This is a genomic window from Streptomyces sp. NPDC003635 (genome assembly GCF_053587635.1).
This window is the reverse complement of record NZ_JBSFOK010000049.1, coordinates 32540-47052: the sequence shown is the minus strand read 5'-3', so window position 1 is coordinate 47052 and position 14513 is coordinate 32540. Positions and strand designations below refer to the sequence as shown.

Here is a 14513-nt window from a genome sequence, read left to right as displayed (position 1 = left end):
CCGGCACCCCCGGCGGCTAGGCCGCCCTCGGCACCGAGGGCACGGGGTCCGCCCTGTGCATCGAGCCCGTCGCGCCCAGGTCCGTCAGGATCGACCGGGCCGCGCGGTGGGCCGAGTGCAGGGCGCCCTGGACGGTACTGGTGTCCCGGTGGTCGCCGCAGACGTACAGGCCCGCCAGGAGGCGTACCGGGCGGTGCAGGTCGTGCGGCGGGCGCATCGACGGGACCGCGTCGGCGGTGTGGTGGACCGCCAGGGTCTCCCAGCGGGACGTGGGGGTGCCGTACAGGCGGGCCAGGTGGGTGCGGACCGCGGTGTCGAGGCCGGCCGGCGGGGCGCCCAGGACCGTGGACGACACCAGGGCCCGGCCCGCCGGTGCCCGGGTCGGGTCCACCGCGCTCAGCACCGCCGTGTGCGCCACCGGGCCGCCCCGGTCGGCGTCCAGCAGCAGCGCGCCGCCCGTCGCCGGCGGCTCGTCCGTCGTGTGGTGGACCACCGTCACCGGGTGGAACTCCGGAACCCGCAGACCCGGCAGCAGTGCGGCGGCGGTACGCGCCCCGGTCGCCAGCAGGACCGCCCGGCACCGGATCTCCCCGTGTTCCGCCGTGGTCACCGAGGTCGTGGACACCGAGGTGACGCGCACCCCGGTGTGCACGGTCCCCGGCGGCAGCGAGCGTGCCAGCAGATGCGGCAGGGCCTCGGCGCCGCCCTCCGGCACGCACAGCCGCCCGCTCGCGAAGGAGCGCAGCGCCAGATCCGCGCACCGGCTGGAGGCCGACAGCTCCGGATCGCACAGCAGGGCGGAGAGCAGCGGCCGCAGGAAGCCGTCCACGGTCCGGGCCGACAGCCCCCGGGCCACCAGCGCCTGGCTCGCCGGTGTCTCCGGGCGGGCCAGCAGCCGTTCGACCGGCGTCCCGGCGATCCGGGACAGCGCGGCGGCGAGCCTCGCCTGATCGACGGCCGTCCCCAGTGGCGCGCGCGGCGCCGACGGAGGCCGGGGGGCGCTCGCCAGGGCGCGCGCCACATGGAGTGCGCCCCTCGCGCCACCCCTCGCCCCGCCCTGGGACGCCACGGCACCCACGCGATGCCGGTGTCCGTCGCTGTGCAGCAGGGCGCCCGGGGCGAAGGCGCACAGGACGAGCGCGTCGAGTCCCGGGGTCAGGCGTAGTTCGGGATACGACGTGGACATCAGCTGCCCGACGCGGTCGAGCCGGAAGCCGTCGACCTTCTCGGTCGACATGCGGCCGCCCACGTCATGGGCGGCCTCCAGGACTGCGGTGGTCACTCCTGCGCTGGTCAGCCGATGCGCCGCCGCGAGGCCGGCGATCCCGGCTCCCACCACGACGACATCCGCCTGGTACGCGGGCTCAAGCACGTGCCCCTCCTCGAGGTTGCGCGGCCGGTGGAGACGTCATGCCCCCAACAGGCTCCGGGGATACCCGAGTTCGGGTCGAGGTTAGGGCCGTGATCGGTCAAGGGAAGTCGCGCATCGACAGGGCACGGTCGCACAACGGTCGCATACGGTCGAGCAGTTGGCCCTACGACGTCACAGCGCGGCCCGCACCGCTCCCTCGATGTCCGGGAACGTGAAGCTGAACCCCGACTCCAGCAGCCTCCTGGGCACCACCCGCGCACTGCCGAGCACGTCCCCGGCCATCTCCCCGAGCACCGTCCGCAGCACCGGCTCCGGGACCGCGAACAGCGTCGGCCGGTGCAGCACCCGGCCCATCGCCTCGGTGATCTCACGATTCGTCAGCGGCTCGGGCGCGGTCACGTTGAAGGGTCCGGACAGCCCGTCGGTGCGCAGCAGATGCCGGATCGCCGCCACCTCGTCGTACAGCGAGACGAACGACCAGTACTGCCGCCCGTCGCCCATCCGCCCCCCGAGCCCCGCCTTGAACAGCGGGAACAGCCGCCCCCAGGCCCCGCCCTCCCGGGCCACCACCAGACCGGTGCGCACGAACGCCGTCCGCACCCCCACCCGCTCCGCGGGCGCCGCGGCCGCCTCCCACTCCACGCACAGCTCGGGCAGGAAGCCCGTGCCGGGCGGCGCGCTCTCGTCGACCGTCCGGTCGCCGGTCTCGCCGTAGTAGCCCATCGCGCTGCCGTTGACGAAGACCCGCGGCGGCTCGTCCATGGACGCCATCGCCTCCGCGAGCGCCGCGGTGCCGTGCACCCGGCTGGACCGGATCCGCGCCTTGTACGCGTCCGTCCAGCGCCGCGAACCCACCCCGGCGCCCGCCAGGTTGACCACCGCGTCGCAGCCGGCCAGCGAGTCCGCGTCGACGAACCGGGCCTCGGGGTCCCAGCGGATCTCGTCCTTCGCCCGCGGCGCGTGCCGCACCAGGCGCACCACCTCGTGCCCGTCCGCCTTCAGGGACTCCACCAGGGCGCCCCCGATGAGCCCCGAGGCACCGGCCACCGCGATTCTTGAATGCTCCATGACCCCATCCTGTGCCCGCCGTCATAAATGCCTGGTCAGCCCAGCCTGTCGTCGTCGTAGGGTGACGGCCATGCCCGACTCACCCCACATACGCACCGCTCGACCCGGCGACGAGGAAGAGCTGGCGATCCTCGACCGCGCCACCTGGTCGACGCTGCACGCCGTCACGCCCCGCCCGCAACCGCCGTACGGCCCCTTCTTCGACGACCGCCACCTCCCCGAGGACTATCTGGTCGCCGAGCTGGGCGGCCGCGTCGTCGGCTACATCCGGCTCGCCTTCCCCACTCCGCTCGCCTCGAACGCGCATGTGCGCCAGATCCAGGGCCTCGCCGTCGCCGACGGGGCGCGCGGGTACGGGGTCGGGCGGGCGCTGGTCCGGGCGGCCGTCGAGGAGGCCCGCCGCCGGGGCGCGCGCCGGCTGACCCTGCGCGTGCTCGGGCACAACGCCCCGGCCCGGAAGCTGTACGAGTCCGAGGGGTTCGTGGTGGAGGGCGTCATGCCGGAGGAGTTCTTCGTGGGCGGCGCCTACGTGGACGACGTCGTCATGGGGCGCAGTCTCTGACCTGGTCGGCCACGGCGGCCGCCCGCCGCCTTCGCACGGCGAGGAACAGGGCGGCGCCCGCCACGAACAGCGAGATCAGGAAGAAGACGGCCACGGGAGCCTCCTTGAGGTGGGCGGGGCTCCCATGATCGTCGAGGGGGCCGCGCTACGACGTGATCAGCTCGCCCGTGTCCACCGGAGCCGTCGCCTCCGCCGCCCGCTCGGCCTCCTCGGCGACCTCCGCCGCGGTCAGGACGTAGCCGGTCTCGTCGTCGGAGGTGGAGCGGGCGAAGACCACGCCGTACACCCTGCCCTCGGTGGTCAGCAGCGGGCCGCCGGAGTTGCCCGGGCGGACGGTGGAGCGGATCGAGTAGATCTCGCGGGTGACGGTCTCGTCGTTGTAGATGTTCTGGCCCGTCGCACGCACCCGGTTCGCGACGGTCGCCGCCTGGAGGTTCAGGTCGCCGTCCTGCGGATAACCGGCGACCACCGCCGAGTCGCCGCGCTCCGCGTCGTCGTCCCACCTCAGCACCGGAGCGCTCAGCTCCGGCACGTAGAGCACCGCCACGTCCTTGTCCGGGTCGAACAGCACCACCCGTGCCTCGTACGCCGGTCCCACCCCGCCGACCCGCACGCTCGGCTCGTCGATCCCGGCCACCACGTGGGCGTTGGTCATCACATGCCGCGTCGCGTACACGAAGCCGCTGCCCTCGCGGCCCTGGGTGCCCGAGGAGCCCTCGATCTTGACCGTGCTCGTCTTGGCGGCGTTCGTGGCGGCCGTGGTGACGCTGTCGCCGGTGGGGCGGGCGACCTCGGCCGTGGATTCGTTCTCGAAGGGGTTGAACACCTGCGGGAAGCCCGCCTCGGTGAGCGCGGAGGTGGCCCCCGAGAACCAGCCGGGCGTGGTGTCCGGCATCGCGTCCTGCACGGTCCCCAGCAGCCGGGAGTCCCGGATCGCCGACGTCACCAGCGGCGAGGAGGACGCGGCCAGCACGCTCGCCGCGACCCAGGCCACGATCAGCACGGCCACCGCGTTCGCCACCGCGCCGCCGATCCCGTCGGCCACCCGCAAGGGACCGAGACGGGCCCGGCCCAGCTCCCGGCGCAGCCGCAGCGCGAGCCGCCCCGCCAGCTCGTGCCCCACCGCCGCCGGCACCAGCACCGTCATCACCGCGGTCACCGTGGCCGCGGTGGTCCCCGGCTCCACCAGGTCCATGACCCACGGCAGCACCCACACGCCGACGGCCGCGCCGCCCACGAACCCGGCCAGCGCGACGCACCCGGCGACCAGACCGCGCCGGTAGCCGGAGGCCGCGTAGGCCACGATCGCCAGCACCAGCAGGATGTCGAGCAGGTCCACGCGAGCCGCCTTTCCCTCGGGCCCTCCAGTACGCACGGAACGGGTCCAGTGATCAGTCCGTACCCACCGAACGGCCCGGTGATCAGCCACGCGCGCGTGGTCGCCGGATTCCGCCACGCGTGCGTGTACCCCGGAAAACGCCCCAGACCATGACGATGGTTCCACCAGGTGGCAGAGCCCACATCGCGGGCGGAGGGGATCCGTCGGACAGTGGGTCCATGCGTGTCTTCCGACCGGCTCTCAGAAGAACGCGGGGGGCACGAAGACCCCGTGCCCCCCGGATACCGGGCCCGGCCCTCGCGGCCCTCGGCTGTCTGCCGGGGCTCGCCGCCGTCGTCGCCCTCGCCCTGTGCGCCGGCGGCGTGGAACGCTCCGCCACGGCCGCCCGGTCTCTCGCGGCCCGTCCGGCCGCCGCGCACACCGCCACCCGGCCGCCCATCGTGCCGCGCGCCGAGTGGCTCGACGGGGACACCTGGCGCAAGCAGCCGCCGCCCCGCTACGACGACAAGGTCGTCGCCGTCTTCCTGCACCACACCGATTCGCCCAACGCCTACGACTGCGCCGAGGCCCCCCGGATCATCCGCTACCTGTACACGGGCCAGACGGGCGCCCGCGACTGGGACGACATCGGCTACAACTTCCTCGTCGACCGCTGCGGCACGATCTACGAGGGCCGCGCGGGCGGCGCCGACCGCCCCGTCACCGGTGCCCACACCCAGGGCTTCAACCACCGCACCGCCGGCATCGCCGCGCTCGGCACCTTCACCGACGGCGCCGAGGTGCCCAAGGCCATGACCGACTCCATCGCCGCGCTGGCCGCCTGGAAGCTCGGTCTGTCCGGCACCGACCCGCGCGCGAAGGTCCGACTGGTCTCCAGCAACAACGGCAGCCGCTTCGCCAAGGGCACCGCCACCACGCTCCCCGCCCTCGCCGCGCACAAGGACGGCTACATGACCAGCTGCCCCGGCGCGGCCCTCACCGCCCAGCTGCCGGCGATCCGCGCGCTGGCCGCCCGCCTCCAGGGCCGCCGATGACGCTCACAGGAAGGCCACAGCGGTCCCGCAGGGCGCTCCGATCCCGCCGCCCTACCGTCGTGCCCACAAGCCGACCGGAGGTGGGGATCATGAGCAGCAGGAGCAGCGGCACTCGGGTGTGGACGGTGGTCTGCGCGGTCGCGACCGTCGTCCTGGGACCGGCCGCCGTCACGGCGTCGGCGCTGGACCAGGCCAACGCGGCCCCGCGGCACCACGCGCCGAAGGCGGACCGGACGCAGGCGTACATCCCGTCCGACTCCAGCCGTCGGCGGTTCTAGCCCCCGGGTTTCAGCCCCCGCCGGTCACGGCTGGTCGCGGAAGCGTTCCCAGAGCTTGGGGTAACGATCCGCCAGCGCCTGCTCGTTCTCGAAGTCGACCGGCGCGCCCGCCGGTTCCGCGGCGGCGGGCGGGATGCCGAGGTCCGGGGCGACGGTACCGGTGAGCTGTTCATAGGCCTCGTCCGCGGCGTAGCCGAGCTCCTCGCCGTCGCCGTCGAACTCGTCGTCGAACTCGTCCAGCAGATCGGCGAGCGAGTCCGGGTCGTGCACCCCGCCCTCGTAGACCTCCCGGCCCTGGCCGATCAGCCAGCACCGGAAGAAGTCGAAGGCGTCGTCGCTGGCCCCGTCCAGCAACACCCAGGCGGCGCCCCACAGGTCCCAGGTGTAGGCGCGGTTGTAGCGGGCCTCGAAGTGACGCGCGAAGTCCAGGACCATCTCGGGGTCCAGTTGCAGGAGCCGGTCCACCAGCAGGTCGGCCTGCTCCTCCGGGTCGCCCTCGGCGGCCTCGCGGGTGGCGTCGACCAGCTCCCAGAACTCCGTCTCGTCCATCACGGGACAAGCATCGGCCCTGGACGGGTGGGGCGCACGCGGAGTGGGGCGGATTGTTATCGGGCGTCTTCCGCGCCGTACAGGGCCGCCAGGCGTCTCACGTCGGCGGTGAAGCGGGACCGGAGGCTCTCGGGTGCCAGCACCTCGACCTCCGGCCCGAGGGAGGCGAGCTGGGAATGGGCGACCTCCTCGGACTCCACGGGAAGCGTCAGGGTCACCCACCCGTGCTCGTCCGGCGGCCGTGTCTCCGCGAGCGCCTCCCGCGCGGCCTGCGGATCGACGGCGTACGGCAGCCGGCGCGCGCCGTCCGGGGACAGCCGTACCACGACCTCGGCGCGCAGGATCGACCGCGCGAACTGTTCGGCCCGCTCCTCCCAGAAGGCCGGCAGATCGAACGCGGGGTCGCGCTCGAACCGTACGTCGTCCTCGGTCTCCACCGCGGTGAACCGGTCGATGCGGTAGACGCGATAGCTCCCCTGCCCGGCGACCCGGGCGCACAGGTACCAGACCCCCGCCTTCAGCACGAGCCCGTACGGCTCCAGCTCCCGCCGTACGTCCCCCTCGCCGCGCCGGTACACCGCCGTGACCCGCCGGTCGTCCCACACGGCCTCCGCGACGGCGGGCAGCAGTGCGGGGGTCTCCGGCTCGGTGAACCAGCTGGGAGCGTCGAGATGAAACCGCTGCGAGGCCGTACGGGAGGCGTCGCGCAGCGAGGGCAGCAAGGCGGCGGACACCTTGAGCCGAGCGGCGGAGGCCGCGTCCTCGAGCCCCATCTCCCGCAGCGCCCCAGGCACCCCGGACAGGAACAGCGCCTCCGCCTCACCCCGATGCAACCCCGTGAGCCGGGTCCGGTAGCCCCCGATGAGCCGGTACCCCCCGGCCCGCCCCCGATCGGCATACACCGGTACCCCGGCCTCCGACAGCGCCTGCGCGTCCCGGGTGACGGTCCGCTCGGACACCTCCAGCTCCCGAGCCAGCTCGGCGGCGGTCATGGAGACCCGTCCCTGGAGCAGCAGCACCATCTTGATGAGCCGGGCAGCACGCATACGGCCATCATGCAGGAGGCCCCCACCGAAGTGAGGGCCCCCTGACGTCCTGTCCTCCAGGCGATGTCCTGCCTACAGGCCGTACTTCTCGCGGGCTTCCTTCACCGCCGCCGCCTTGGTCTCGCCGCGCTTGGCGAGCTGGGCGAGGGCCGCGACCACGATGGACTCGGCGTCGACGCCGAAGTGGCGGCGGGCCGCCTCGCGGGTGTCCGAGAGGCCGAAGCCGTCGGCGCCCAGCGAGGAGTAGTCCTGCTCCACCCACTGCGCGATCTGGTCGGGAACCTGGCGCATGTAGTCGGAGACCGCCAGCACCGGGCCCTCGGCACCCTGCAGCGCCTGCCGGACGTACGGCACCCGCTCCTCGCCGCGCAGCAGCGCCGCGTCCGCCTCCAGGGCGTCCCGCCGCAGCTCGGTCCAGGACGTCGCCGACCAGACGTCGGCCGCGACACCCCACTCCTCGGCGAGCATCCGCTGCGCCTTCAGCGCCCAGTGGATCGCCGTACCGGAGCCCAGCAGCTGGATGCGCGGGGCGTTGGCGACCGGCGACAGACCCGCCGACTCCGCGGTGTTGAACCGGTACAGGCCCTTGACGATGCCCTCGTCGACCCCGAGCCCGGCCGGCTTCGCGGGCTGCGGCAGCGGCTCGTTGTAGACGGTCAGGTAGTAGAAGACGTCCGGGTCCTCACCCGGGGCCGCCTCGCCGTACATCCGGCGCAGACCGTCCTTGACGATCGTCGCGACCTCGTACGCGAAGGCCGGGTCGTACGTCAGCGCCGCCGGGTTCGTCGCCGCGATGACGGGGGAGTGGCCGTCGGCGTGCTGCAGGCCCTCGCCCGTCAGCGTCGTACGGCCGGCCGTCGCGCCGATGAGGAAGCCGCGGCCGAGCTGGTCGCCGAGCTGCCACATCTGGTCGGCCGTGCGCTGCCAGCCGAACATCGAGTAGAAGATGTAGAACGGGATCATCGTCTCGCCGTGCGTGGAGTACGCGGTGGACGCGGCGATGAAGTCGGCCATCGAACCGGCCTCGGTGATCCCCTCGTTGAGGATCTGGCCGTTCTTGGCCTCCTTGTAGTACATCAGCTGGTCGCGGTCGACCGGCTCGTACGTCTGGCCCTTGGGCGAGTAGATGCCCAGGGACGGGAAGAGGCTCTCCATACCGAAGGTGCGCGCCTCGTCGGGGACGATCGGCACCCAGCGCTTGCCCGTCTCCTTGTCGCGGACCAGGTCCTTGACGAGCCGGACGAAGGCCATGGTGGTGGCCACGTTCTGCGAGCCGGAGCCCTTGTCGAAGGAGGCGAAGGCCTTCTCGGCGGGCGCGGGCAGCGGAGCCACCGGGTGGACGCGGCGGGCCGGGGCCGGACCGCCGAGGGCGGCGCGGCGCTCCTGGAGGTAGCGGACCTCGGGGGAGTCGGCGCCGGGGTGGCCGTAGGGCACGACCCCGTCGACGAACTGCGCGTCCGAGATCGGCAGTCCCAACAGGTCACGCATCGTCTTGAACTCGTCCACCGTCAGCTTCTTCATCTGGTGGTTGGCGTTCTTCGACGCGAAGCCCTCGCCGAGCGTGTGGCCCTTGACCGTCTGGGCCAGGATCACGGTCGGCGCGCCCTTGTGCTCGACGGCGGCCTTGTACGCGGCGTACACCTTGCGCGGCTCGTGACCACCGCGGGAGAGGTGGAAGATCTCCAGGATCTTGTCGTCGCTCAGCAGCTTCGCCAGCTCGGCCAGCTCCGGGTCCTTGCCGAAGAAGTCCTGGCGGATGTAGGCGGCGTCACGGGTCTGGTACGTCTGGACCTGCGCGTCCGGTACCTCCCGCAGCCGGCGTACGAGCGCGCCCGTGGTGTCGAGCTGGAACAGCTCGTCCCAGGCCGAGCCCCACAGGGTCTTGACGACGTTCCAGCCGGCGCCGCGGAACTGGGCCTCCAGCTCCTGCACGATCTTGAAGTTGGCGCGCACCGGTCCGTCGAGGCGCTGCAGGTTGCAGTTGATGACGAAGGTGAGGTTGTCGAGCCCCTCACGGCTCGCCAGCGCGAGGGCGGCCGTCGACTCCGGCTCGTCCATCTCTCCGTCGCCGAGGAACGCCCACACGTGCGAGGCGGAGACGTCCTTGATGCCGCGGTTGGTGAGGTACCGGTTGAAGCGCGCCTGGTAGATGGCGGAGAGCGGACCGAGACCCATGGACACGGTCGGGAACTCCCACAGCCAGGGCAGGCGGCGCGGGTGCGGGTACGACGGGAGGCCGTTGCCGCCGGCCTCCTGGCGGAAGTTGTCGAGGTGCTGCTCGCTCAGCCGGCCGTCGAGGAAGGCGCGGGCGTAGATGCCGGGGGAGGCGTGGCCCTGGATGTAGAGCTGGTCGCCGGACCCGTCGGCCTCCTTGCCCTTGAAGAAGTGGTTGAAGCCGGTCTCGTACAGCCAGGCCGCCGAGGCGAAGGTGGCGATGTGGCCGCCGACGCCGTACTTGCTGCCGCGGGTCACCATGGCGGCCGCGTTCCAGCGGTTCCAGGCGGTGATGCGCTGCTCCATCTCCTCGTCACCGGGAACAGCGGGCTCCGCGGCGGTGGGGATGGTGTTGACGTAGTCGGTCTCGAGCAGCTTGGGCAGCGCGATGCCGGTGCCCTCCGCGCGCTCCAGCGTACGGCGCATCAGGTAAGCCGCACGGTGCGGGCCGGCCGCCTTGGCGACGGCGTCCAGGGAGGCCTGCCATTCGGCGGTCTCCTCCGGGTCGCGGTCGGGGAGCTGGTCGAGCTCGCTCGGCTGGATGGCGTTGGGGTCGGTCATGTCGCCGCCTTCCTCAGTCGAAGGGGGTTCCCTCATCGGTAAGGGTTCGGGGGTGCCCTAGGTCTTTGGCAGGACAGGGCAACGGACCTCGGTGGAGGTCCGTCGGCGACTGTAACTCCCTGATCGATGATCGATCAAAGGGTTGAGGGCGAAAACCTCTTGATCACGAGAAAGTCGGCACGGCGTGCCTTCGGCGATGGCACCGGGTGTCGGCTTTTCGGGTGGTTTCCGCAGGTGGGGGCACGTTTGAGCGAGGGGTCGCTCAGGCCTCTGGGAGGCCGTCGCGCGGGCCTCGGTGACGCCGTCGCTCAGGCCTCGTGGCGGGGCGCGCAGCCGAGCACGTGCGCCTTGACGAGCTCGGCGATACGGGGATCCCGGCGCTGGAAGGCGGCCACGAGCTCCTCGTGCTCCTCCGCGTACGACTGCTGCACGGTGCCGAGCCACCGGATCGACAACGCCGTGAACACCTCGATGCCGAGGCCCTCCCAGGTGTGCAGCAGCACGGAGTTCCCGGCGGCACGGACCAGCTCACGGTGGAAGGCGACGGTGTGGCGTACCTGGCCGGTGCCGTCCGCCTTGCTGTCGGCCTCGTAGAGGGCGGCGACATGCGGCTCCAGGGCCGAGCAGTCCCGCGCCAGCCGCTCGGCCGCCAGCTCGGCGGCGATGGCCTCCAGGCCGGCCCGCACGGGGTAGCTCTCCTCGAGATCGGCGGCGGTCAGATTCCGCACCCGTACGCCCTTGTTGGGAGCGGACTCGATGAGCCGGAGCGACTCCAGCTCCCGCAGCGCCTCCCGCACCGGCGTCTGGCTGACCTCCAGCTCGGTCGCGATCCGCCGCTCCACGATCCGCTCACCCGGCTGCCAGCGCCCGCTGATGATCCCTTCCAGGATGTGCTCGCGGATCTGTTCGCGCAGCGAGTGGACGACGGGCGCGGTCATGAGGGCTCCTTAGGGCGCGCGTTTGACGTAAAGACAATAAGGCCGCGGGCCCGTCCCGTAGGGGCGCACAGGGGCGCTTTCCCGCAGGTGAGACGAGACTTACACGCACCGACGACGGTGCCCCCGCCCGGACGACTCCGGACGGGGGCACCGCGGTGGGACCACTGAGGCGTCAGAGGCCGAGCTCGACCTCGAACTCGCCCGCCTCCAGGATCGCCTTGACCGCCGTCAGGTAGCGGGCGGCGTCGGCGCCGTCCACCAGGCGGTGGTCGTAGGAGAGGGTCAGGTAGGTCATGTCGCGCACGCCGATGACCGGGCCGTCCTCCGTCTCGATCACGGCCGGACGCTTGACCGTGGCACCGATGCCGAGGATCGCGACCTGGCCCGGCGGCACGATGATCGTGTCGAAGAGCGCACCGCGCGAACCGGTGTTGGAGATGGTGAAGGTCGCGCCCGACAGCTCGTCCGGCGTGATCTTGCTGGCCCGGACCTTGCCCGCCAGGTCGGCGGTGGCCTTGGCGATACCGGCGAGGTTGAGGTCACCGGCGTTCTTGATGACCGGGGTCATCAGGCCCTTCTCGGAGTCCACCGCGATACCGATGTTCTCGGTGTCGAAGTAGGTGATGGTCCCCTCGGCCTCGTTGATCTTGGCGTTGATCGGCGCGTGGGCCTTCAGCGCCTGGGCCGCGGCCTTGACGAAGAACGGCATCGGGGAGAGCTTCACGCCCTCACGGGCCGCGAACGCGTCCTTGGCGCGGGCGCGCAGCTTCATCAGGCGGGTGACGTCGACCTCGACGACCGACGACAGCTGGGCCTGCTCGTGCAGGGCCTTGACCATGTTGTCGCCGATGACCTTGCGGATGCGCGGCATCTTGACGGTCTGGCCGCGCAGGGGGGAGGCCTCCAGGGCCGGCGCCTTCTTGGCGGCAGCCGGCGCGGCGGCGGGCGCCGGAGCGGCGGCGGTCTTGGCGGCCTCGGCGGCGGCCATGACGTCCTGCTTGCGGATCCGGCCGCCGACGCCGGTGCCCTTGACGGACGCCAGGTCGACGCCGTTCTCGGCGGCGAGCTTGCGCACCAGCGGGGTCACGTAGGCGCCCTCGTCGGTCGCCTGCGCGGCGGCGGGCGCCGGAGCGGCCGGGGCCGGGGTGACCGGAGCCGGAGCGGCGGGCGCGGGCGCCTGCGCGGCCGGAGCCGGAGCCGGAGCGGCCGGGGCGGGCGCGGGAGCCGGGGCGGCGGGTGCGGCCGGAGCCGGAGCCGGTGCCGCGGGGGCGGCCGGGGCGGGCGCGGGCTCGGCGGCCGGGGCCGGGGCGGCGGGGGCCTGGGCGGCGGCCGGAGCCGCACCCGGGGCGCCGATGACGGCGAGCTTGGCGCCGACCTCGGCGGTCTCGTCCTCGCCGACCGTGATCTCGAGCAGCACACCGGAGGTGGGCGCAGGGATCTCGGTGTCGACCTTGTCCGTGGAGACCTCGAGCAGCGGCTCGTCGGCCTCGACGGAGTCGCCGACCGACTTCAGCCAGCGGGTGACGGTGCCCTCGGTGACGGACTCGCCGAGCGCGGGCAGGACGACGTCCGTGCCCTCGGCGGAACCGCCGCCGGCGGCGGCCTCGGCGGTGGGAGCGGGCGCCGGGGCGGCCTGCTCGGTGGAGGGAGCGGCAGCGGCCGGCTCCGGAGCCGCGACGGGCTCCGGCTCGGGCTCGGCGGCCGGGGCGGGGGCGGCAGCCGGCGCACCGGTGCCGTCGTCGATGACGGCCAGCTCGGCGCCGACCTCAACGGTCTCGTCCTCGGCGACCTTGATGGACGCCAGGACACCGGCGGCGGGCGAGGGGATCTCGGTGTCGACCTTGTCGGTCGAGACCTCGAGCAGCGGCTCGTCGGCCTCGACGCGCTCGCCCTCGGCCTTCAGCCAGCGGGTGACAGTGCCCTCGGTGACGCTCTCGCCGAGCGCCGGAAGGGTTACGGAAACCGCCATGGTTTCGGTTGCTCCTAACGGATTGCGGAAGTCTGTGTCGTCGCGTTCTTCGACCGAGGGTCAGTCGTGCGCGTGGAGCGGCTTGCCCGCCAGGGCCAGGTGGGCCTCGCCGAGCGCCTCGTTCTGCGTCGGGTGGGCGTGGATGAGCTGGGCGACCTCGGCCGGCAGCGCCTCCCAGTTGTAGATCAGCTGGGCCTCGCCGACCTGCTCGCCCATGCGGTCGCCGACCATGTGGACGCCGACCACGGCACCGTCCTTCACCTGGACGAGCTTGATCTCGCCCGCGGTGTTGAGGATCTTGCTCTTTCCGTTGCCCGCCAGGTTGTACTTCAGAGCGACGACCTTGTCCGCGCCGTAGATCTCCTTGGCCTTGGCCTCGGTGATACCGACGGAGGCGACCTCCGGGTGGCAGTAGGTCACGCGGGGGACACCGTCGTAGTCGATCGGAACGGTCTTGAGACCGGCCAGACGCTCCGCCACCAGGATGCCCTCGGCGAAGCCGACGTGCGCGAGCTGGAGGGTCGGGACGAGGTCACCGACGGCGGAGATGGTCGGAACGTTGGTGCGCATGTACTCGTCGACGAGGACGTAGCCGCGGTCCATCGCGACGCCCTGCTCCTCGTAACCGAGACCGGCGGAGACCGGGCCACGGCCGACGGCGACGAGGAGGACCTCGGCCTCGAACTCCTTGCCGTCGGCGAGGGTGACCTTGACGCCGTCCTGGGTGTACTCGGCCTTCTGGAAGAAGGTGCCCAGGTTGAACTTGATGCCGCGCTTGCGGAACGCGCGCTCGAGCAGCTTCGAGGAGTTCTCGTCCTCGACCGGGACGAGGTGCTTGAGGCCCTCGATGACGGTGACCTCGGAGCCGAAGGACTTCCAGGCGGAGGCGAACTCGACGCCGATGACGCCGCCGCCCAGGATGATCGCGGACTTGGGCACGCGGTCCAGGACCAGGGCGTGGTCCGAGGAGATGATGCGGTCGCCGTCGATCTCCAGACCGGGCAGCGACTTCGGCACGGAGCCCGTCGCCAGCAGGACGTGGCGGCCCTGGACACGCTGACCGTTCACGTCGACGGAGGTCGGGGAGGACAGCCGGCCCTCACCCTCGATGTACGTCACCTTGCGGGAGGCGACGAGACCCTGCAGGCCCTTGTACAGACCGGCGATCACGCCGTCCTTGTACTTGTGGACCCCGGCGATGTCGATGCCCTCGAAGGTGGCCTTCACACCGAACTGCGCGCTCTCGCGGGCCTGGTCGGCGATCTCGCCCGCGTGCAGCAGGGCCTTGGTGGGGATGCAACCCCGGTGCAGGCAGGTGCCGCCGACCTTGTCCTTCTCGATCAGGGCGACGTCCAGGCCCAGCTGCGCCCCGCGCAGGGCCGCGGCGTAACCGCCACTACCACCGCCGAGGATCACTAGGTCGAAAACGGTGCTGGCGTCGTTCGCCACGTCACGTCCTCCATGCATGTGCGCCACGCCGGTCTCCAGTGACCGGTCGGCGGCTGGTGTCCGGCCGCTCTTGCTTTCGGCCCTTCGGTGGGGGCCCTGTCCTGCCGTGCCCCATCTTCGCACTTGTCGCCACC

General features: G+C 72.4%; 12 protein-coding genes. 3 read left to right on the top strand and 9 right to left on the bottom strand.

Annotated elements, in window-relative coordinates; translation table 11 throughout:
• Positions 1 to 16: 16 nt before the first annotated feature.
• Together ACWDRW_RS33160 and ACWDRW_RS33155 are read right to left on the bottom strand one after the other, a co-directional pair.
• On the bottom strand, positions 17 to 1372 hold the full coding sequence (locus ACWDRW_RS33160) for an NAD(P)/FAD-dependent oxidoreductase (RefSeq protein WP_451729902.1): 1356 nt from the start codon (positions 1370 to 1372) through the stop codon (positions 17 to 19).
• 171 nt (positions 1373 to 1543) lie between these two features.
• Positions 1544 to 2440 (bottom strand): TIGR01777 family oxidoreductase, encoded by an 897-nt coding sequence (locus ACWDRW_RS33155; protein ID WP_451729900.1) that lies wholly within the window; start codon positions 2438 to 2440, stop codon positions 1544 to 1546.
• A 70-nt stretch (positions 2441 to 2510) separates the two neighbouring features.
• On the opposite strand from ACWDRW_RS33155, the gene ACWDRW_RS33150 reads away from it, so the two are divergent.
• Positions 2511 to 3002 carry an N-acetyltransferase family protein gene (locus ACWDRW_RS33150; protein ID WP_451729897.1) on the top strand — a complete coding sequence of 164 codons (492 nt, stop codon included), beginning with the start codon at positions 2511 to 2513 and terminating at the stop codon, positions 3000 to 3002.
• 145 nt (positions 3003 to 3147) lie between these two features.
• Here ACWDRW_RS33150 and ACWDRW_RS33145 read toward each other — a convergent pair whose 3' ends face one another.
• Positions 3148 to 4341, bottom strand: a complete 1194-nt coding sequence (locus ACWDRW_RS33145; protein ID WP_451729894.1) for a MarP family serine protease — start codon at positions 4339 to 4341, stop codon at positions 3148 to 3150.
• A gap of 218 nt (positions 4342 to 4559) precedes the next feature.
• Between ACWDRW_RS33145 and ACWDRW_RS33140 the strand changes: the two genes are divergently transcribed.
• Both ACWDRW_RS33140 and ACWDRW_RS33135 read left to right on the top strand, forming a co-directional pair.
• Positions 4560 to 5375 carry a peptidoglycan recognition protein family protein gene (locus tag ACWDRW_RS33140; protein ID WP_451729891.1) on the top strand — a complete coding sequence of 272 codons (816 nt, stop codon included), beginning with the start codon at positions 4560 to 4562 and terminating at the stop codon, positions 5373 to 5375.
• An 89-nt stretch (positions 5376 to 5464) separates the two neighbouring features.
• The gene (locus ACWDRW_RS33135; RefSeq protein ID WP_451729889.1) at positions 5465 to 5653 is read left to right on the top strand and encodes a hypothetical protein; all 189 of its coding nucleotides are present in this window, start codon (positions 5465 to 5467) and stop codon (positions 5651 to 5653) included.
• A 24-nt stretch (positions 5654 to 5677) separates the two neighbouring features.
• Here ACWDRW_RS33135 and ACWDRW_RS33130 read toward each other — a convergent pair whose 3' ends face one another.
• The 6 genes from ACWDRW_RS33130 to lpdA form a co-directional block, all read right to left on the bottom strand.
• Positions 5678 to 6202 (bottom strand): DUF4240 domain-containing protein, encoded by a 525-nt coding sequence (locus tag ACWDRW_RS33130; protein ID WP_451729949.1) that lies wholly within the window; start codon positions 6200 to 6202, stop codon positions 5678 to 5680.
• A gap of 56 nt (positions 6203 to 6258) precedes the next feature.
• Positions 6259 to 7248, bottom strand: a complete 990-nt coding sequence (locus ACWDRW_RS33125; protein ID WP_451729886.1) for a helix-turn-helix transcriptional regulator — start codon at positions 7246 to 7248, stop codon at positions 6259 to 6261.
• A gap of 72 nt (positions 7249 to 7320) precedes the next feature.
• Entirely contained in the window at positions 7321 to 10023 is a 2703-nt protein-coding gene (aceE, locus tag ACWDRW_RS33120; RefSeq protein WP_451729883.1) for a pyruvate dehydrogenase (acetyl-transferring), homodimeric type, read from the bottom strand.
• A 308-nt stretch (positions 10024 to 10331) separates the two neighbouring features.
• Entirely contained in the window at positions 10332 to 10961 is a 630-nt protein-coding gene (locus ACWDRW_RS33115) for a GntR family transcriptional regulator (protein ID WP_451729880.1), read from the bottom strand.
• A 172-nt stretch (positions 10962 to 11133) separates the two neighbouring features.
• On the bottom strand, positions 11134 to 12930 hold the full coding sequence (gene sucB, locus ACWDRW_RS33110) for a 2-oxoglutarate dehydrogenase, E2 component, dihydrolipoamide succinyltransferase (RefSeq protein WP_451729878.1): 1797 nt from the start codon (positions 12928 to 12930) through the stop codon (positions 11134 to 11136).
• 60 nt (positions 12931 to 12990) lie between these two features.
• Entirely contained in the window at positions 12991 to 14379 is a 1389-nt protein-coding gene (gene lpdA, locus ACWDRW_RS33105; RefSeq protein WP_451729875.1) for a dihydrolipoyl dehydrogenase, read from the bottom strand.
• Between the last annotated feature and the right edge of the window lie 134 nt (positions 14380 to 14513).